At 70.3% G+C, this 18,698-nt stretch carries 22 protein-coding genes; 7 read left to right on the plus strand and 15 right to left on the minus strand.

Going from position 1 to position 18,698, the window contains the following annotated elements:
* Positions 1–67: 67 nt before the first annotated feature.
* The 3 genes from ACYVGI_RS14560 to ACYVGI_RS14570 all read right to left on the minus strand — a co-directional run bounded on the left by ACYVGI_RS14560 (position 68) and on the right by ACYVGI_RS14570 (position 2,691).
* Positions 68–487, minus strand: coding sequence for a GNAT family N-acetyltransferase (locus ACYVGI_RS14560; RefSeq protein ID WP_460633308.1), 420 nt, complete (start codon positions 485–487; stop codon positions 68–70).
* An 85-nt stretch (positions 488–572) separates the two neighbouring features.
* Positions 573–1,595, minus strand: a complete 1,023-nt coding sequence (locus ACYVGI_RS14565; RefSeq protein ID WP_460633309.1) for a Gfo/Idh/MocA family protein — start codon at positions 1,593–1,595, stop codon at positions 573–575.
* Between the two features lie 82 nt (positions 1,596–1,677).
* Complete coding sequence (locus tag ACYVGI_RS14570) at positions 1,678–2,691, minus strand: Gfo/Idh/MocA family protein (RefSeq protein WP_460633310.1); 1,014 nt, start codon at positions 2,689–2,691, stop codon at positions 1,678–1,680.
* A 165-nt stretch (positions 2,692–2,856) separates the two neighbouring features.
* Here ACYVGI_RS14570 and ACYVGI_RS14575 point away from each other — a divergent pair, with 165 nt between their 5' ends.
* Positions 2,857–3,843: a phosphodiesterase gene (locus tag ACYVGI_RS14575; protein WP_460633311.1), complete on the plus strand. Its 987-nt coding sequence runs from the start codon at positions 2,857–2,859 to the stop codon at positions 3,841–3,843.
* 25 nt (positions 3,844–3,868) lie between these two features.
* Here the strand turns inward: ACYVGI_RS14575 and ACYVGI_RS14580 are convergent, their stop codons facing one another.
* Positions 3,869–5,446, minus strand: coding sequence for a stealth family protein (locus ACYVGI_RS14580; protein WP_460633312.1), 1,578 nt, complete (start codon positions 5,444–5,446; stop codon positions 3,869–3,871).
* Positions 5,447–5,609: 163 nt separating this feature from the next.
* On the opposite strand from ACYVGI_RS14580, the gene ACYVGI_RS14585 reads away from it, so the two are divergent.
* Entirely contained in the window at positions 5,610–5,927 is a 318-nt protein-coding gene (locus ACYVGI_RS14585; RefSeq protein ID WP_460633313.1) for a DUF7882 family protein, read from the plus strand.
* Positions 5,928–5,950: 23 nt separating this feature from the next.
* On the opposite strand, the gene ACYVGI_RS14590 is transcribed toward ACYVGI_RS14585, so the two are convergent.
* From ACYVGI_RS14590 to ACYVGI_RS14600, 3 genes are all read right to left on the minus strand, one after another.
* Positions 5,951–6,805 (minus strand): hypothetical protein, encoded by an 855-nt coding sequence (locus tag ACYVGI_RS14590; protein WP_460633314.1) that lies wholly within the window; start codon positions 6,803–6,805, stop codon positions 5,951–5,953.
* A 31-nt stretch (positions 6,806–6,836) separates the two neighbouring features.
* Positions 6,837–7,103 carry a DUF7218 family protein gene (locus ACYVGI_RS14595; RefSeq protein WP_460633315.1) on the minus strand — a complete coding sequence of 89 codons (267 nt, stop codon included), beginning with the start codon at positions 7,101–7,103 and terminating at the stop codon, positions 6,837–6,839.
* A 276-nt stretch (positions 7,104–7,379) separates the two neighbouring features.
* Positions 7,380–7,952 (minus strand): TetR/AcrR family transcriptional regulator, encoded by a 573-nt coding sequence (locus tag ACYVGI_RS14600; protein WP_460633316.1) that lies wholly within the window; start codon positions 7,950–7,952, stop codon positions 7,380–7,382.
* Positions 7,953–8,031: 79 nt separating this feature from the next.
* On the opposite strand from ACYVGI_RS14600, the gene ACYVGI_RS14605 reads away from it, so the two are divergent.
* Positions 8,032–8,469: a tautomerase family protein gene (locus tag ACYVGI_RS14605; protein WP_460633317.1), complete on the plus strand. Its 438-nt coding sequence runs from the start codon at positions 8,032–8,034 to the stop codon at positions 8,467–8,469.
* A gap of 73 nt (positions 8,470–8,542) precedes the next feature.
* Here the strand turns inward: ACYVGI_RS14605 and ACYVGI_RS14610 are convergent, their stop codons facing one another.
* The 5 genes from ACYVGI_RS14610 to ACYVGI_RS14630 all read right to left on the minus strand — a co-directional run bounded on the left by ACYVGI_RS14610 (position 8,543) and on the right by ACYVGI_RS14630 (position 11,936).
* Positions 8,543–8,707, minus strand: coding sequence for a DUF4175 domain-containing protein (locus ACYVGI_RS14610; protein ID WP_143465476.1), 165 nt, complete (start codon positions 8,705–8,707; stop codon positions 8,543–8,545).
* Between the two features lie 122 nt (positions 8,708–8,829).
* Complete coding sequence (locus ACYVGI_RS14615; protein WP_460633318.1) at positions 8,830–9,615, minus strand: hypothetical protein; 786 nt, start codon at positions 9,613–9,615, stop codon at positions 8,830–8,832.
* 92 nt (positions 9,616–9,707) lie between these two features.
* Positions 9,708–11,216 carry an FAD-dependent oxidoreductase gene (locus tag ACYVGI_RS14620; RefSeq protein WP_460633319.1) on the minus strand — a complete coding sequence of 503 codons (1,509 nt, stop codon included), beginning with the start codon at positions 11,214–11,216 and terminating at the stop codon, positions 9,708–9,710.
* 16 nt (positions 11,217–11,232) lie between these two features.
* Entirely contained in the window at positions 11,233–11,502 is a 270-nt protein-coding gene (locus tag ACYVGI_RS14625; protein WP_460633320.1) for a hypothetical protein, read from the minus strand.
* Between the two features lie 101 nt (positions 11,503–11,603).
* The gene (locus tag ACYVGI_RS14630; RefSeq protein ID WP_460633321.1) at positions 11,604–11,936 is read right to left on the minus strand and encodes a hypothetical protein; all 333 of its coding nucleotides are present in this window, start codon (positions 11,934–11,936) and stop codon (positions 11,604–11,606) included.
* A 106-nt stretch (positions 11,937–12,042) separates the two neighbouring features.
* On the opposite strand from ACYVGI_RS14630, the gene ACYVGI_RS14635 reads away from it, so the two are divergent.
* Together ACYVGI_RS14635 and ACYVGI_RS14640 are read left to right on the plus strand one after the other, a co-directional pair.
* Complete coding sequence (locus ACYVGI_RS14635) at positions 12,043–12,834, plus strand: putative protein N(5)-glutamine methyltransferase (protein WP_460633322.1); 792 nt, start codon at positions 12,043–12,045, stop codon at positions 12,832–12,834.
* 127 nt (positions 12,835–12,961) lie between these two features.
* Positions 12,962–13,813 (plus strand): TspO/MBR family protein, encoded by an 852-nt coding sequence (locus ACYVGI_RS14640; RefSeq protein ID WP_460633323.1) that lies wholly within the window; start codon positions 12,962–12,964, stop codon positions 13,811–13,813.
* 23 nt (positions 13,814–13,836) lie between these two features.
* Here ACYVGI_RS14640 and ACYVGI_RS14645 read toward each other — a convergent pair whose 3' ends face one another.
* On the minus strand, positions 13,837–15,264 hold the full coding sequence (locus ACYVGI_RS14645) for a basic amino acid/polyamine antiporter (protein ID WP_460633324.1): 1,428 nt from the start codon (positions 15,262–15,264) through the stop codon (positions 13,837–13,839).
* A 326-nt stretch (positions 15,265–15,590) separates the two neighbouring features.
* Here ACYVGI_RS14645 and ACYVGI_RS14650 point away from each other — a divergent pair, with 326 nt between their 5' ends.
* Positions 15,591–16,511 (plus strand): AEC family transporter, encoded by a 921-nt coding sequence (locus ACYVGI_RS14650; RefSeq protein ID WP_460633325.1) that lies wholly within the window; start codon positions 15,591–15,593, stop codon positions 16,509–16,511.
* A gap of 537 nt (positions 16,512–17,048) precedes the next feature.
* On the opposite strand, the gene ACYVGI_RS14655 is transcribed toward ACYVGI_RS14650, so the two are convergent.
* Together ACYVGI_RS14655 and ACYVGI_RS14660 are read right to left on the minus strand one after the other, a co-directional pair.
* A complete protein-coding gene (locus ACYVGI_RS14655; protein WP_055897550.1) occupies positions 17,049–17,561 on the minus strand; it encodes a tetratricopeptide repeat protein in 513 nt (170 codons plus the stop codon).
* A gap of 58 nt (positions 17,562–17,619) precedes the next feature.
* Positions 17,620–18,255 (minus strand): TOPRIM nucleotidyl transferase/hydrolase domain-containing protein, encoded by a 636-nt coding sequence (locus tag ACYVGI_RS14660; protein ID WP_460633326.1) that lies wholly within the window; start codon positions 18,253–18,255, stop codon positions 17,620–17,622.
* A gap of 189 nt (positions 18,256–18,444) precedes the next feature.
* Between ACYVGI_RS14660 and ACYVGI_RS14665 the strand changes: the two genes are divergently transcribed.
* Complete coding sequence (locus ACYVGI_RS14665; RefSeq protein ID WP_460633327.1) at positions 18,445–18,696, plus strand: hypothetical protein; 252 nt, start codon at positions 18,445–18,447, stop codon at positions 18,694–18,696.
* Positions 18,697–18,698 lie beyond the last annotated feature (2 nt).

Raw genomic sequence — 18,698 nt, forward strand, 5'->3', positions numbered from 1 at the left:
ACACCACCCGCTTGACGCGGCCACGAGATACCAGTAACTGTCGCGCGCACCGGGCGTGTCGCGACAGTTACTGGTATCTCGTGGCCTCGAACGTGCTCAGCCACACCGTGGGTTCACCCTGGGCGTCGAGCCAGGCGACGAGCGTCGCGACTGCGGCCGTTGCCAGACCGCGGCCCCTCCCTTCCGGTTTGAGCGCGTAGAACACCTCGAAGCCGTGCTCGCCGTGGCCGAAGCCAGCGGTCCCCAGCGCGACACCGTGCTCGTCGAGCACGTACCGGATACCCGAACCGGCCTCCGCGCGCTCCACGTTACGTGTCGCGCGGCTTCGAGCCTGCTCCTCGGTGAGGTCGGCCGGGTACAGGGTCCACGTGGGCACGTCCGGCACCCTGGCGAGTTCCAGCTCGATCGCCCAGTCGTCCGGCTTCAGCTTCCGCAGCACCACACCAGGTCGCGACTCGACCTCGAACACCTCGGGAAACGCATCCACAAGCCCAACGGTAGCGGCCGCGAACCGTCGGCGACGGCCGCGCAGCGCTCGTCGCGCGCGACCGTCGCCGGCAAACTCGCCCGCGCTACACCGCGGCCAGGGACGGAACCTCCGCGACCGCTCGCGTGCGGGCGGACTCGTACGCGCCGAGGATGATCCCCAGCACCTCGATGCCCTCCTTCTGCGTGTGGATGGGGCGGGTGCCGTTCAGGATGCTCGTGGCGAAGTGGCCGAGTTCCTCGCCGAACTGGTCGACGGGGTCCAGGGCGAGCACCACCGGTTCGCTGCCGCGCAGGTGGTAGCTGAGCGTCGTCCCGTCGCTGGTGAGGCTGCCGAGCGAGCCGACGGCCGAGAAGCGCTCTGTGCTGTCCGCCGCGTCGTATGCCCAGCTCGTGACGACGGTGCCGATCACCCCGTTGTCGAACCGGACCACCACGGTCGCCGAGTCCTCGCCCTCCATGAAGCCGAGGCGGTGCGTCGCGAGCATCGCCGTCACCTCCACGGGCGCGCCGCCCGCGAGGTGCAGCAGCAGATAGGTGGGGTGGTATCCGGTGTCGATGAGTTCGCCGCCGCCGCTTGTGGCCGCGTGGGCGCGCCAGCCCATCGTGGACGGGTCGAAGTCGTTGTAGAAGCTGTCGGTGGTGCGCACCTCGTAGACCGTGCCGAGCGTGCCGGACTCGATCAGCTCTTTCGCGGCTGCCACGGCGGGGAGGAAGAGCTGGTTGTGGGCGCACATCAGCGTCACCCCGGCCTCCGACACCGCCTCGGAGACCTCGCGGGCCTCCTCGGGGGTGAGGCAGAGCGGCTTCTCGCACAGGATGTGCTTGCCGGCGCGGGCGGCCGCGACGATCGCGTCCTTGTGCAGGTGGTGCGGCAGGCAGATGTCGACGGCGTCGATGTCGGCGTCGGCGAGCATGTCGCGGTAGTCCGCGAAGATGACGGCGCCGGTGTCGCCTGCGCGCGCCTCCGCGTTCTCGCGCACGGGGTCGGCGACGGCGGCGAACGTGATCGTGTCCGGGTTGAGTGCGTAGCCGGCGACGTGCGCGCCTGCGATGCCGCCCGCGCCGATCAGGCCGATGCGGACGGTGGATGCGTTGCTGGAAGTCATGATGAGTCCTTCTGGAAAGTGGGTCGAAAAAGTGTGCGGGGTCGCCGAAGCGACAGTGAACGAGTGGATGCGCGGGGCCGGCTCAGCCCGCGCTGCGCACCGCGCGCCCGGCGACCGGAACCGCGGCGCCGCTCGCAGCGGACGCGTTCGACGCCGCGACGATCCGCGTCAGCGCCAGCGCGTGGTCGAGGATGGCGTCCGCCGTCGTGCCGGTGCGGATGCGTTCCACCCACTCCGCGAATGCGCCGTCGAGCGCATCCGGGATGGGCAGCTCCTGCCACCCGTCGCCGTACGTGCCGCCGGTGACCAGCAGCTTCTCGCCACCGAACCCGTAGATCGCCACGCCCTCTGTGCCGCGCAGTTCGATCGTGAACTGGCCGGGCGCCGAGGCGACGCTTGCTTCGAACACCCCGAGCGCTCCGCCGGGGAACGACGCCGTCACGACCGCGTTGTCCTCGACCGGATGACCGGTGACCGACCCGTACACCGCGCTCACCGCGAGCGGTTCGGCACGGTGGAACAGCCTGGTGAGGTATGCCGGGTGGCAGCCCAGGTCGGTGAGCGCCCCGCCGATCGCCTCCGCGGGGTTGCCGAACCGGTCCGGCAGCCATCCGGCCACCCAGCCGTCGTGCGCCAGCCGCACGCGCGAGTGCGTGAGCGTGCCGAGCGCGCCGGAGTCGACGATGGCGGTGAGCGCCTGCGTGTATCCGTCGTAAAGGCGGGGCAGCGAGACCACCAGAGCGACACCGGCTGCTTCGGCGGCGGCGACGATGTCCTCCGCCTCGTCGGCGGTGGGGGCGAGAACCTTCTCCGTGAAGATGTGCTTGCCGGCTGCCGCCGCGCGCAGCATCACGTCGTGGTGCTGGTCGGTGGAGGTGGTGATGGTGACCGCATCCAGGGTGTCGCGGGCGAGCAGCTCGTCGAGGTCGGCGACGAACTCCACGCCGAACGTTTCGGCGGCGGCGCGGCCGCGTGCTTCGTCGTCGTCCCAGACGGCGACGAGCTGCGTGTCCGGATGCTGTTGCGCGGCTTCCGCGTAGTCTCCGGCGTGCACGTGCCAGAAGCCGATCGCGGCGACGGTGAGGGGTTGGGGCATTGCAGTAGGCCTCCCTGCCTGTATTCGTTGCGCGCGAACGCATCCAGCCTAGCCAGTTCCGCCCGCTGTTCGTCAACTTTTGCCAGACACCGGGCGAAAGTCGTGGGCCGCGGTGACGGCGGCGCGCCGCGTTCGTTCACGAGGCGTTCAGACTGCGGTGGTGGGATGGGTCCCGTGAACACGCGAATCGCGGAGTACCCACGACCGGACCACTTCCTGGTCCACATCAGCGACACTCACCTCCTGGCGGGGGGTGAGAAGCTTTACGGCTCCGTCGACAGCACGCACCACCTCCGGTCGCTGCTCTCCGAGCTGGAAGCGTCCGGCGGGCGACCGGAGGCGATCGTCTTCACGGGCGACATCGCCGACAAGGGGCAACCGGATGCGTACGCCACCATCCGTGAGATCGTCGACCCTGTCGCGGCCCGGCTCGGCGCGCGGGTGGTCTGGGTGATGGGCAACCACGACGAGCGTGGAGCGTTCCGGTACGGCCTGCGCGACGAACTGCCCGCCGTCGAACCGGTCGACGACGTGTTCTGGTTCGGCGGCCTGCGCGTGATCGCCCTCGACTCGAGCGTGCCCGGCCACCACTACGGTGAGGTCACGGACGCGCAACTCGACTGGCTCGCCGCCGAACTCGCCTCCCCCGCGCCAGAGGGCACGATCCTCGCCATGCACCACCCGCCCGTCCCCAGCGTCCTCGACCTGGCGGTCTCCGTCGAGCTGCGCGACCAGTCCGGACTCGCCGAGGTGCTCGACGGCAGCGACGTGCGGAGCATCCTGGCCGGCCACCTGCACTACTCCTCGATGGCGACGTTCGCGGGCATCCCGGTGTCTGTCGCGTCGGCGAGCTGCTACACCCAAGACCTCAACGTGCCGGTCGGCGGCACCCGCGGACGCGACGGCGCCCGCGCGTTCAACCTCGTGCACGTGTACCCGACCACCGTGCTGCACTCCGTTGTTCCGCTCGGCTCACACCCCGCGCTCGACTACATCGACCCCGACGAGAGCGCTCGCCGCCTCGCCGCGGACGGCATCCGCATCCCGCCCGCACTGGTGGATGCGCGGGGCCAGGCCGCTTCGCGGGTCCAGGTGGATGGGGCGCAGCGCAACGACCCGTCGCCCACCACGCCGATCCAGGTCATGGCCTGACCGACGAGCGCGCGCCGTCTCCGTCTCAGTCCTCCGCACGCTCCCACGGCGCAGGGAACGGGAAGTAGCGCTCCAGGAAGTCGGTGACCGACCTGGTTCGCTCTTCCACGCTGATCTCCGGCTTCGAGCCGTCGTTGAGGCAGAACATGTCCTGGTCGCGGCGCTTGAGCAGCCGGCGCATCTTCTCGGACGCCTCGTGCAGCGTGGTCTCGATGTACTGCACCCTCGCCTGGGTCTGAACCACCGCTCGCCCGCTCATCAGCGCGAAGTAGTGGTAGAGCGAGTTCGTCACGGAGATGTCGGTGGCTGAGCGGAACGGGCTCGCCGCCGTGCGCGCGAAGTCGTCGGGGAACTCCCGCTCCATCTCGTTGAGCACGCTCACGCGCAGCGGAGCCGCGCAGTGCTCCAGGTGGCGGGTGGTGACCGCGCCGAAGCGCTCCCAGAGCAGCCGTCGGTTCACGCGGGCCGCGTTCTCGAATCCGCTGCGGGCAGGGTCGCTCTCGCCGAGGCCGATGCGCGTCCCCGCCTCCACGAACTTGGTCACGCCGCCAGGCGAGAAGAACAGGTCGGGGGAGATCGGACGGCCGATGAACATGTCGTCGTTCGAGTACAGGAAGTGCTCTGCGATCCCCGGGATGTGGTGGAGCTGGCTCTCGACGGCGTGCGAGTTGTGCGTCGGCAGCGTGGAGGTGTCGACGAAGAAGTCCTCGCTGCGCATGATGTGCACGTTCGGGTGCGGCACCAGCCACTCCGGCAGCGGCGAGTCCGTCGCGATGTAGATGTTGCGCACCCACGGCGCGAACATGTGCACGCTGCGCATCGCGTACTTGAGCTCGTCGATCTGCCGGTAGCGCGCCTCGTTGTCGTCGCCGTCGCCGACCACGTATGCGGCCTGCTGCGCCGCCCGCTTCCGCTGGAACTCGGCGCTCGACCCGTCGACCCAGGAGAACACGATGTCGATGTCGAACGCGATGTCGCTCGCCAGCGGGTCGAACATGTGCTCCAGCGTGCGCCAGGTGCGGCCGTAGAGTTCCACGGCCGCCTCGATCGCCTCGTTGCGCGGGAGGCGGGTGCGCATCAGGGCGTTGGGGCGCGGCGCTTCGATCTCCTCGTCGCCGAACCGCCAGAACTCGAGTTGCATGGCGGTGTCCGCGCCGTAGCGCAGGCGGCCGATCGGTTCGAGGCGCGGGCGGTAGACGCGGAGGACGGATGCCTTCCTGCTGGAGAGCCTGCCATCGGCGATCAGCGCATCCACACCGTCCACATCCACGGGCCTGGCGTAGAAGGGCTCGTCGGCGAACGCGGTCGCGAGCGCGGTGGTGACTTCCTTGCGGCGGCGGCGGTCGACCGCGATCACCCGGCGGTCGTCGTCGCCGCGCACCAGCAGGTGCTCGATGCCGGCAGCATCCAGTGCATCCCGCACCGCCAGCAGGTCTTCCACCATGGATTCACGCGGCGTGAACGGGCCGGACACGAGGGTGAGGACGCCCTTGCGCATCACCACATCGCCTCGGCGCAGAGTGGGGATGCTCGTGCGGGAGTCGCCGGAGACGACGACGGGTTCTGGCTGGTCGGACAGGGCTGGAGACGGGTGTTCTGCCATATGGTTGCCACTCTATGTCGTCCGGCGCGAAGTTCCAGTGCCAGGGATGCTCCGGGTTGCGCCGACGGGCAGGGGTGCGCGATCGCATATCGACTTTGGCGGGTCCGGTCAATCCCCCTGGTCGGGAAAGTTTTCTGCGCCGGGAATAGTGGACAATGGCGGTATGGGAAAACTGGTCTATGGCTCCGGACAGGAGTACGACCTCGACGATCGCGTGCTGAGTCACGTCAAGCTCGCCATCGTGGCGAAGCTTCGTCGACACGAGAGCTTTCTCCTCAACTGGGACGTGCCCGTCGAGCAGGGCTCCGGACGCGTCTCGCTCTGGATCAGCCGTGAGGTGCCGCTGTCCTTCCAGTTCAGCGGCAGCCGTCCTCCCGCGATCAACCCGCAGTGGCTCGAGGCGCTCATGCACACCTCGCAGCGAACCGGCGGGATGGTCGTGATGAGCGAGGACACGGTGGAGCAGCACCTCCCGGCGTGAGGCCGGGTGCGCGTGGCTTCTGGTCAGTCGCGGGCGGCCCGCAATGCCTTCTCCGCATCTCGGAGCGCTGACTGCGCCTGCGTGATCCTGCGGCGCAGCTCGCGCTCTGCCGCCCGTGATTCCGCGAGTTCGTCCTGGGTGCGTTCGAGTCGGCGGGCGAGCGCATCCCGTTCGGCTTCGAGGTCGGTGCGCCTGTCCACTTCCCCGTCGAGTTCGTCGTCGAGGGCGTCGGCGTCGGTTCGCGCGCGTTCCAGGGCCTTCTCCGCTGTCCGGATGCGGCGCTCCCTCTCCCTGCGCTCGCTCGCGGACTCGGCGGGCTCGGCGGCGGATGCGGCGCCGCGCTTGGACGGGGTTGCGGACGGAGACGTCGCCGTTCGCGGCGCGCGCGCCGGCGGCGGCGCATCCACGTCGACGGGGAGTGCGACCGCATCCGACACGTCCACCTGATCGACGCCGGTCGACTCCAGCGACCGCACCAGCAGCCCGCTGCGCACGGCGGCCGCCGCTGCCGCGTCGATGACGGCGGCCTGCAGGGTGTCCTCCACTTCGCGCAGCACGGCGGCGCTCGCGGCCCCCGCCGTGCGGGTCGCCTTCTGCAGGAGACGCTGCCGCTCGCCGGTGAGTTCGCGGATCGCGGCGCGGTCCCGCTCGGCGAACGCCTCCCGCATCCGGTCGCCGACCTCCAGGATCGCGTCGACAACATCCGGATGCTCGCGCACCAGTGCGTTCACGGCCGCCGCAGACGCCGACGGCTTCCTGAGCCCGCGGATCTCCGCCGCCAGCGGCTTGCCGGCTCTGCCCGCCGCAGCGTTCCGCGACGCGGTGAACTCGGCCGCTGGCAGGGCGTACAGCTCGTCGGCCACCTCGCGCAGGTCCATGCCGTGAGTGTACGACGCCGCGCCCTCTCGGTCAGTGGTTGCGGAGGGCGCTGATCAGTTCCTTCTTGTTCTTCCTGGAGTATCCGCTGAGGCCCAGCTCCTTGGCGCGCTTCTTGAGGTCGGGAACGGTCCAGTCGTCGTACGACCCAGACTCGCCGCCCTTCTTCCCCACCGACGAGCGTCCGCGCGCCGCGGCGGCGTTGGAGATACGTGCCGACTTCTCTTTCGAGTTGCCCTCCGTGCGGAGTTCTTCGTACAGCTTCTGGTCTTTCAGTTCCGGTTCGCTGCGCCCTGGCATCGGCGGCTCCTTCCGTTCGCCCGGCACGGTACGCCGTTGTCCGCGGACGTGGAACCGGGGGAAGCGCAGGAGAACGCGCGCGCCACGCCGTGCGCATCTCCGTCCGGAAGGAGAACCCGGCTGGATGCGCGGTCGACTCCGTCCGGAAGGAGAAGCCGGCTGGATGCGCGGTCGACTCCGTCCGGAAGGAGAACCCGGGTGGATGCGCGGCCATCTCCGTTCGGAAGGAGAAGCCGGGTGGATGCGCGGTTGATCTCCGTTCGGAAGGAGCCGCAGTCAGGGGCGGGTGGGGCCGCTGGCGGCGCGCACCTGCGCGAGCAGGCTCGCTGCGACCGTGTCGAAGGCCTCGGTGTCGCCGGTGGCGCGGGAGAGCAGGACGGCTCCCTCGGAGGCGGCGAGCAGCAGGGTGGCGAACCGGGGCGCGTCTTCGGCGGAGAGGCCGCCACGGAGGAGGAGGGCGGCCAGGTGGTCCTGCCAGGTGCGGAACGCCGTCGCCGTGCGAGTGCGGAGGTCGGCGGAGTCCGTGTCGACCGTGACCGCGACCAGCGCGCATCCCGCCGCGAAGCCGGAGCGGGTGAGCAGGAGGCGCCAGGAGTCGAGGAACAGCTCGGCCACCCGCTCGGCCGATTCGCCCGCGCGCTGGTCGAGCAGGGTCACCGCGTTCTCCGCCGAGCGGTCGATCGCCGCAGCGACGAGCTCGTCCTTGCCTCCGGGGAAGTGGTGGTAGATGGAGCCGCGCGGGGTCCCGGTGAGGTCGATCACGCTGGAGAACGACGTGCCGGCGACGCCGCGGGTGGCGAGAAGGCGGATCGCTCCATCGACCATCCTCGTGCGCACATCGGTGGTCACGGGCACTCCCTCCTTGACTATGACGCTCGTCATAATCTATCGTCTATGCACACCATCATAATTTCGCGAGGAGCATCCCATGCCCATGATCGACGTCTACACACCAGCCGACCTCTTCCCCGCCGACGCGGATGAGCAGCTCGGCCACGAACTCACCCACGCCGTGCTCCGGGCGGAAGGCGTCGCCCAGCCCGGCCCGTTCCACCTCGACAACACCGCCGCGTTCATCCACCGGCTGCCCGGCACGGCCGTCTCGACCGCGAACACGCCGTCGGCGCGCACCGTGCGCATCCAGGTCATCACCCCGCCCGGTTCCCTCGACCGCGACGGCCAGAAGCAGCTCGTGCGCGAGGCGACGGAGATCGCCACCCGGTTCGCTGGCGACGAGACGCAGGCGGCGCGCACCTGGGTCATCCTGCAGGAGGCGGCCGAGGGCGGCTGGGGACTCGCGGGCACCGCGTTCGGCGTCGAGGAGTTCACCGCCCTGGCGAAGGCCGCGGCAGCCGCGCGCGGCTGACCGGACCCGCGTCCAGAACGGAGAAGGGCCCCGGATGCACGTGCATCCGGGGCCCTTTGACGTCCGAGTCGTTCTAAACGGAGCGCCGACCACTGATCATGCGTACCAGCCACACGATGATGGCGAACACCAGGAGGATGATTCCCACCCAGAGCAGCCAGTTGAGGGCCTGCACGAATCCGCCGGTGAACAGGAGCACGATCGCGACGATCGCGATCACGATGAGCAGAATGTTCATTTTCCGTTACCTGCTTTCTTTTCCGGTCGACCATGACGACGACCGGCGCCCACACTAGACCGGGTATCGCAGAGTGTGAAGTCCCTCTGTCGAACTAACCGCGCGGATCGGTTCCGGCGAGCTCAGGTGCGGGGCGCGCGCGACGCCTTCACCGCAGCGAAGTACTCGGATGCGGGCCGCAGCCAGATCAGGATGGTCGCCACGATCGCAGCGATCACCTGGATGCCGCCGATGAAATAGAGGGTCGCGAGGTTCAGGAACGAGATCACGGTGAGAACCGTCAGCACGATGCGCGCCCAGTTGCGGCCGCGTCGCATGAAGACGGCGAACAGCACGAACACGAGCGCCCAGAAGATCAGAGTCACGATCGCCCACACGATGCCGAAGGTGACCGCGGCGTCCGCGAGCGAGTTCGCGTCGAGTTTGGTGCCGTTGGTCTGCGCGTTCTTCAGGCTGTCGGTGACCTGCTGGAGGATGATCGCGCGGTTCGCCGACACCGAGATGGCGGTGGCGATGCCGCTGATGACGCTGAGCACGGCAGCGGCGATGTACAGCCAGAACGCGATCGTCACCTGCTGCGGCGGCCTAGTGGGAGCGGCGACGGGTGCTGCGGGCGGCGTCGCGCCGTACGCGGGGAAACCGCCGGTCGCGGACGCGGGCGGGTAGCCGGGCGCTGCGGACGGCGCCGCGAACGCTGGCGGCTCCGGCGCGGAGGGCGCGGCGGGCGCCGAGGGCGCGACAGGCGGCTCCGGCGCGGCGGGCGGCGGGGTGACGGGCTCCGCGGCGGCCGGGGGCTCGGTCGGCTCAGTGGGCGGAACGGGCGGGACGGCCCCTCCGGCGTCCGGCACAGGGGGAACGTTACCGCCGGTGGGCTGTTCCGGCTTGCTGTCGTCGTTGGGAATAGTCATGCCGCGACCCTACTGCGGGACAGACCGCCGTGACTACTCCCCGGCAGGCGCAGCAGGCGCGGCGGCCGGGGCGGAGAGCGCTGGCGCGCCGGTCACGCTGGCGTCGGCGTGCCGTCGAGGTCGGCGAGCGCGGCCGTCGCCGGGCCTTCGAGCACGGTGCCGTCCGGAGCGAACCGCGAGCCGTGGAGCGGGCAGTCCCAGGACCGTTCGGCGTCGTTCCACCTCACCACGCCGCCCAGATGGGTGCAGACCGCCGAGAGCGCACAGGTCGCGCCGTCCACCGTCGAGACCGCCACCGGCACCGCACCGCGATGACCGACGACGCCCGTTCCTTCGGCGGGAGGGGGTGCATCCACCGGGAGCTGCTGCCCCGTCTCCGCACCGGCCCACTTCGTCAGCGCCGCCTTGCCGACGCCCGCGCCGAACGCTGCGCCCGTGGCGATGTCGATCGGATGCGTGACCCTGTGGTGCAGCACGCGCGCCCACTCGATGGTCTCGCCGGTGAGATCGGCCGTGAGGCTGAGCGCGGCGGCGACCGCGTTGGTCATGCCCCACTTGTTGTAGCCGGTCGCGAGGAACACCCGGCCACGGCCGCGCGGCAGCCAGCCGACGAACGGCACCTGGTTGGCCGACCGGTAGTCCTGGGCGGACCACCAGTGCGTGCGGACCGCGCCTGGGAAGGTCGTCTCGGTCCAGGCGGTGAGGTCGGCGACCAGCTCGGCGGGGGAGTCGGCGCGCCCCGAGATGTGACCATTACCGCCGACCACGAGCAGTTCGCCGTCCGGCGTGGTCGCTGTCCTGAGCGAACGCGCCGGCGACTCCGCCGACAGGTACATCCCGCGCGGAAGCTCGCCGGGCACCCGGAACGCCGCGACATAGGAGCGCAGCGGCTCCGTCTTGGCGAAGTACAGGCCGCGATCGAGGATCGGCGTGCCGCTCGCGAGGATGACGTTGGCGGCGCGCGTGGTCCCCGAGGTGCTGGTCACCACGGCAGGCTCGGACGCCGACACCGCTGACACGCGTTCGCCCTCCACGATCACGCCGCCGAGCGCGCGCAGGTCGGCGGCCAGGGAGGCGAGCAGCGGCAGCGGGTCGAGCTGTGCCTGCGCAGGCAGTCGCAGGGCGGCCTCGACGGCGAACGGCAGCTCGCAGCCGCGTTCCTCCGTCGCGCCCAGCCCGGCGATGCGTGCGGCGGCGAGCTCGGCGTCGAGCCGGTCGCGGCCATCCAGCGTCGTGGCGTACGTGTAAGCGTCTCGCACCTCGTACGGGATGCCCCGCGCATCCAGGTAGTCGAGCAGCCAGCCCTGTCCTGCCGTGTTCGCGTCCACGTACGCGCACATCACCCTGTCCGTGGTGTGACGGCGCATCTGCGACAGCGTCGTGCCCTGCAGCAGGCTCACCTTGCCGGTGGTGTTGCCGGTGGTCACGGCGCCGACCGTGCGGGCTTCGAGCACGGCGACGCGCATCCCGTGCCTGGCCAGCATGAACGCGGTGCTGAGCCCGGTGAGCCCGGCGCCGACGACCACCGCGTCGTACTCGGCGTGCGGCTGGAACGGGTCGGTCGGGATCGGGTCGGCGAGGTCGAGCCAGAGCGAGGTCATGTCGAGCCGGGTCAGGTCAGTTCAGGGAGTCGAAGTCGAACCAGAAGGCGTCGTCGTCGTCCGACCCGCCGTCGCCGGGGTCGCGCGGGATCGTCGCCGTCTCGATCCTGACTTTCGTCTGACTGGTGACGAACACCTCGCTCGGCGGCCTGCTCGATTGCGTTATCTGCACGAAGTCCCCATCGGAGCGGCTGGCCTTCACGACGTTGCTCTTCAGCTCTTCAACGGGAGCGCGGTCGACAAAGGTGAACCGAAGGTCGTCGATGTAGACGTGGAACACCTGCATACCCTCTCCCGTATCCTCTGCTGTCTCGTCGCGATAGTACGCGGCCATTCGGGATGCACCAGTGCAACGGACGAACTTTCAGCACCCGTCCGTGCGGTGCATCACAGAAGGTCCAGATCCAGACCGTCTGATTCTTCGGTGCCGCTGGTCACGAATCCCGCCTTGCTTCCGAGCGCGGCCACCTTCCGTTCGAGGGACTCGACGAATCCGTCGTCGACCAGTTCCTCGATGCCCGGCGCGTTCTCGGCGAGGATCTGGCTCGCCGGACCGAGGACAAGCATCACCTCGGTCACGTTTCCCGCCTCCGCCACAGCGGGGGCCGACACCTCGGCGGCCGTGCGATTCGACGCCAAGGCTGCGGCATAACGCAACAGCACGTCGGCGATCGCGTCACCGGTCAGCAAGGACCCGCTCGCGTAGTGGATGCGTTTCATGAACCATCCATACCGCCTCAGGGGAGGAGGTCAAGGGCCTTGAGGATTGTGGAGGCCTGGACGTCCCGGCCGGGCAGGGCCCGTCGGGTGCGTCGGGGGCGCTACCATGACCCCCGTGATCACCTCAGCGTCCGACCCGGACCCGGCTGTCGTCGCGCGGCTGCGCGCGGCCGGCTGCGTGTTCGCGGAGGACGAGGCGCTCCTCATCGCCGAGGCGGCGTCGAGTCCGGAGGAGCTGGAAGACCTCGTCGCCAAGCGCACGTCCGGCCTGCCGCTGGAGCCGCTGATCGGCTGGGCCGAGTTCTGCGGGCTGCGCATCCGCGTCGCGCCTGGAGTGTTCGTGCCGCGACATCGCACAGAGTTCCTCGTGGAGCAGGCCGTGGCGCTCGCCGCTCCGGATGCGGTGGTGCTCGATCTGTGCTGCGGCGCCGGTGCGATCGGGGTGGCGATCGCATCCAGGGTCGGCGCTGGCGTGGAACTGGTCGCGTGCGACGTGGAGCCCGCTGCTGTGCGCTGTGCGCGTCAGAACATCGAGCCTGCTGGAAGCGTCTACGAGGGCGACCTGTACGACGCTCTTCCCGCATCCCTGCGCGGCCGGGTGGATGTGCTCGCCGTGAACGCCCCGTACGTCCCGACGGACGCGATCGCGCTCATGCCCCCTGAGGCGCGCCTCTACGAACCGGCGGTCGCCCTCGACGGGGGAGGCGACGGCCTGGACGTGCAGCGCCGCGTCGCCGCGGGAGCAGTCGACTGGCTCGCGCCGGGTGGCTCGCTGCTGATCGAGACGAGCGGTGAGCAGGCGGCGGAGACGGCAGCCCTGTTCGAGCGGGAGGGCTTGAGCGTCCGGGTCGCGACCTCGGACGAGTTCGACACCACGGTCGTGATCGCCACCGCGTGACCTCTCTTCCACACCAACGAGTGGTCCCGAATTGCCGTAAGCGCAGGCGGGGACACGGCGCGTCGGGACCACTCATTCCTCGCGCCCGCCGTTGATGTCTAGCCCGGCTAGGCATATCGTGTGCGGCATGACCTCCACCGCAGCGGCCACCTCCGTCGCCACCCGCCCTGTCGCCGCCGATCGGGTGCGGCAGGTCGCGGTGCTCGTCGCCGCCGTGCTCGCGCTGGTCGGAGCGTTCGTCGGCTCGGGAGCGGCGGGCGGAACCCCGATCGCGAAGGCCGCCGGCGGCGCGCTCAGCGCGGACGCCACGATGCTCTCGCCGGCGGGACCGGCCTTCGCCATCTGGACGGTCATCTATCTCGGCCTCGTCGGCTACGCGATCTGGCAGGCGTTCCCGTCGCAGGCGGCGAAGCCGCGACAGCGCAGCGTCGGCTACTGGATGCTCGCCTCCCTGCTCCTCAACGCCGCCTGGATACTCAGCGTCCAGTTCGGGATGCTCGCTCTCTCCGCCGTCCTCATCGCGGCGCTGCTCGTGGTGCTGATCGTGGCGTTCGTGCTGCTTCAGCGCATCCACGGCGGGTCGACGGCCGACGCGATCCTGTTCGACGGGACGACGGGCCTCTACCTCGGCTGGGTGATGGTGGCGACCGTAGCGAACGTGACGAGCCTGCTCGTCGTGGCCGGATTCGACGGTTTCGGCTGGAGCCAGCACGCCTGGGGGATCGCGCTGGTCGTGGTTGCGGCGATCCTCGGCGCCGCGCTCGCGATCTGGGACAGGGGGCGCCTGACGCCCGCCATCGCCAGCGCGTGGGGCCTCGCCTGGATCGGGGTGTCCCGCCTGACGGGCACGCTCGTCTCCGCCCCCGTCGCCATCGCGGCCATCGCCGCAGCGGTGGTGCTGCTGATGATCGCGCTCGCCGTGCGGGTGGGCGGTCGGGGGAGGACCCCGGCGAGGTCGTGGACTTCGGCGAGACCGTGACTCCGGCTAGATCGTGACTCCGACTAGATCGTGATCCAGCCTGCCGCGAGCGCCACGATGGCCGCGACGGCCAGCAGCACGGCGACCACGCACAGCACGGCCTCGAACGGACGGAACACGCGCAGCCCCCTCTCCCGCCTCGCCGCGACGAACAGCAGCGTGCCCGGCGCATAGATGATGAACGTCAACAGCAGATAGCCCGGCCCGGCCGCGACGATCAGGAACAGTGTGTAGACGGTCGCGATGATCGCCACCGTCAGGCCGCGCCTGCTGCGCCCGCCGGGGTCGTCGCCCGCGCGGGTCTCGAGCTTGAGCGCATAGCCGGCTGTCAGCACGTACGGGATGAGGGCGAGCGAGCTGCACAGGCTCAGCATGAACTGGAAGGCGTTCTCCGAGAACAGGGTCACCACGAGCAGCGCCTGCACCAGCAGCGTCGTCAGCACCAGCGCAGCCACCGGGACGTTCCGCTTGCTGACCGCGGCGAGGAACCGAGGGGCGTCCTCGTTCCTTGCCGAGGTGAACAGCACCTCCGACGCCATCAGAGTCCAGGACAGGTATGCGCCGAGCACCGAGACGACGAGGCCGACGCTGATGAGCGTGTACCCCCACGGCCCGACGATCACCTGCAGCACGCTGGCGACCGAAGGCTCCCGCATCCCGCCGATCTCCGCCCGCGGGGCGACGCCGAACGACAGCACCGTGATCAGCACGAACAGGCACAGCACGCTGAGGAAGCCGAGCAGTGTCGCGCGCCCGACGTCGCGGCGGCTCTTCGCATACCGGGAGTAGACAGACGCGCCCTCGACGCCGAGGAACACGAACACCGTGAGCAGCATCGTCTGCTGGATCTGCCCGAACAGCGACGACACGTCCGGGCTGCCGGTGCCCCACAGGTTGAGGGTGAACGTGTGCCAGTTGAAGCCGACGGCCACGACGATCACCAGGAACACCACCAGCGGCACCACCTTGGCGACAGCGACGATGGTGTTGATGAACGCCGCCTGCGGCACCCCGCGCCTGATCAGCAGGAAGAACCCCCACACGCCCACCGTCGACACGGCGACGGCGAGCACGGTGTTCCCCGCGCCGAACGCGGGGAACAGGGCGCCGATGGTCGAGCCGATCAGGACCCAGTACGTGACGTTCCCCGCGCATCCACTGGCCCAGTAGCCGAACGCGGAGAAGAACCCGACATAGTCGCCGAACCCTGCCTTGGCGTACGCGTAGATGCCGGAGTCGAGCGCGGGCTTGCGCACGGCCAGCCTCTGGAACACGAAGACGAGGGTGAGCATCCCCGCCCCGGCGATGGCCCAGGCGACGATCGCGCCGATCGCTCCTGTCGCACCGGCGAACGTTCCCGGCAGCGAGAACACGCCGGCCCCGACCATGGAGCCGACGACCATGCCCACGAGGACGAGAACGGGAAGCTTGCGCGTTTCAGTCACGTGCATACATATTACGTTTGTCGGCGCCCCCATCCCAACGGAGCCCGCGCGCCGGCCCCCGGCCCCCACGCGCCCCACGCCCCCCGCGCTCCCCCACGCCCGGAATCTCCTTCCGAACGGAGTCCTCGCGCCCGCGCGCCGGATTCTCCTTCCGAACGGAGCCCCGGACGGCGTGTCGTCCGCGACCTCCTGCATTGCGGCTGTGGCGCGTTGTCGCAGGAGACCCCGGTCGACACGCCGCCTGCCACTCCGTCCGGAAGGAGATCATGGTCGGTGAGGCTCCTCACTCCTTCCGAACGGAGCGGGTGCGGCCGGGGCCGTAGGCTGGGACGATGGGCGGAGTGGTGATCGGGTTCGCGATCATCGCGTTCGTGATCGCCGTCGGCTACGTGGCGGGGCGCGCGGGGATCGGCGGCCCGCAGGCCGCATTCGTGCTCAATAGGATCGCCTTCTTCGTCACCAACCCGGCCCTGCTGTTCGTCACCCTGGCGAAGGCCGACCTGCACGTGGTCTTCTCCGCCCAGCTCGTCGTCTCCGCGGTCGCAGCTCTCGCATCGGCCGGGCTGTTCGTGCTGCTGTCGCGGCTGTTCTTCAAACGGAAGGCGGCGGAGACCACCATCGGCGCGCTGGGAGCCGGGTACGTCAACGCCAACAACATCGGGCTGCCCGTCGCCGTGTATGTGCTCGGCAGCGCATCGTTCGTCGCGCCCGTGCTGCTGTTGCAGCTCATCGTGTTCGCGCCGATCGCTCTCACGGTGCTAGACGTCACCTCGCGCGGGTCGGTCTCTGTGCGGTCGATCCTCACCCAGCCGATCCGCAACCCGATGATCATCGCATCCGTGCTCGGCATCCTCGTAGACCTCAGCGGGATCACACTCCCGGATGCGGTCTTCCAGCCGTTCGTGCTGCTCGGCGGTGCCGCGGTGCCGCTGGTGCTGATGGCGTTCGGCATGTCGCTGCACGGCTCCCGGCCCCTCAACGCCGACCACGGACGCGTCGAAATCCTCACGGCCTCCGTCATCAAGGCGGCGGTCATGCCGCTGATCGCGTTCCTCGTCGCCTGGCTCGGCTTCGGGATGCACGGGCACGCGCTGTTCGCGGCGGTCGCGCTCGCCGCGTTGCCCACCGCGCAGAACGTCTACAACTTCGCCGCCCGCTACGAGCGCGGGATGCCCGTGGCGCGCGACATAGTGCTGCTCACGACGCTGTTCGCGGTGCCGGCGCTGCTCCTGATCGCGGCGCTGCTCGCATAACGCGGCCGCCGCACCCGCCCGCGCACGAGCCGCCCGTGCCGCCCCTCCGCGCGAGTCGCGCCGCGCGCGCACGGTTCGTGCGGAACGTGCGCTCCGCGCTGCCGCGACCGCGCTTTTCGCACGAGTCGAGCGTGTCGCCCTCCGCGCGAGTCGCGCCGCCCGCCCGCGCACGAGTCGTGCGGAACGTGCGCTCCGCGTTGCCGCGACCGCGCTTTTCGCACGAGTCGAGCGTGTCGCCCTCCGCACGAGTCGCCCCGCCCGCGCACGAGTCGCCCCGCCCGCGCACGAGTCGCCCCGCCCGCGCACGAGTCGTGCGGAACGTGCGCTCCGCGCCGCCGTGACCGCGCTTTTCGCACGAGTCGCCCCGCCCGACCGCGCACGAGTCGTGCGGAATGTGCGCTCCGCGCCGCCGCGACCGCGCTTTTCGCACGAGTCGAGCGAGTCGCACTCCGCGCGAGTCGCCGCGCCCGCCCGCGCACGAGTCGAGCGAGTCGTGCGGATGCGGGCCAGCCCGGCGCGCGACGCCGCGCGGCGGCGTCAGCCGCGGTCGAGCGAGTGCAGGTACTCCGCGTTGCCGCGGATCGCCGCCTCGTACCGCAGCAGGTCCTCGGTGCGGATGTGGTCGACCGCCAGTTCCATCAGCGACGCCACCGCCGCGTCGCTGCGTCCGGCAGCGTGCAGCGACAGCGCGTGCCACATGCGCACCGACTCCGACTTCGGGTACAGCGCGAGTGCCTGGTCGAGCGCTGCCAGCGACTCGTCGTACCGGCCCAGGTTGCGCAGCGTGCTGCCGTACTGGAGGAGGCAGCGGCGCAGCGTGTCGCCGGTGAGGCCCGCATCCATCGCCTGCTCGTAGTAGCCGAGCGCCGTCTCCTCCTCGCCCGCCGTGTCGTACGATCCGCCCACGTCGTAGAGAACGTAGGCGTTGCCGGGGTTCTCGGCCAGCACCTCGAGGAAGGCGTCGATGGTCGGCTGCATGTTCTGCCGGTCGCGTCGGTCGAAGATGTCGCGCAGACGCTGCTCGAGGTGCGGGGTGACGTGGGCGACCATCGGAGTTCCTGTTCCTGTCGGGTTGAGGCCACGATACCCGCGGGATGCGCGGCCCCGGTCAGCCGCGCGCGAGCAGCCCGAGAAGCGGTCCGGGCACCCGTTCGGCGGGCACGGCGAGCACCAGCGCGCGGCCGTAGTGCTCCTTGCGGCCGGAGGTTGTGCCGAGGAACCGGTGCAACTGCTGCTCGACCGTCCGCAGCCGTTGCGCCGGCTGTTGCTGGAACATCCGGAACAGCCGCAGATCCCCCTCCTCGTCGAGCACCGCCTCGACGCCGGCCGGCCCGAGCGCCAGGATGAGTTCCCCTTCGAGATCCGGACGGCACACGTGCACATCCGTGGCGCGCATCCCCGCTATCTCGAAGTACCGCACCTCGGCCGCGTCGCAGAGCCCGCGCAGTGCGACGCCGAGCCCGTCGGGGCCGAGCAGGCCGACGAAGCGGCGGACGCTCATCGCGCCGCCCATCGGGAGCACAGCCCAGCCTTCCGCCGCCAGGTCGCGTCCCTGCGTTTCGGCCAGCGCCTCCACGGCCGCGCGGTCGCTCGCGCCCTCGACGAGGACGGCGACGCGGACGGCGGCCGGGGGTGCAGGGGCGGCGGCGTCCCTGGCCGCCCACGCCGCGACGGCGTGCTCGAAGGTACGCACCTCTGCGCGGTTCCCGCTCTGCGAGCGGCGGACGCTCGACGGCTCCGACACGCAGCCATTCTGGCACCGGGTCGACGCCGCTGTCCGGGGGCCGCCCCGGCTGGGCTCGGATGCGCCACGGCTGCCTGCGGCCGCTGCCCCGCTTGCAGGCCGGGGCTTGCGGCCCGGGCCGGGCCCCCTGTCGCATCGGGGAGGGCGCGGGTACGGTGCGTGCAACAGACCACCATCGAGAGGACAACGATGAAATTCATCATCTTCCTGGCAGGAGCGGCCGTCGGCTTCGTGCTCGGTTCGCGTTCCGGCCGCAAGACTTACGACACCATCAAGCGCCAGGTCAGTGGCTTCACCCACTCAGAACCCGTCCAGCAGGTGAAGGACGCCGCAGGCGACCTCGCCAGCAAAGCCGCGAGCGAACTGGGCGACAGGGTGAGCGACGCCGTCGACAAGGCGAGCGGCAAGCTCGACGACCTCACCGGCAAGAGCACCAGCTAGAG

Source organism: Leifsonia lichenia (genome assembly GCF_054780215.1).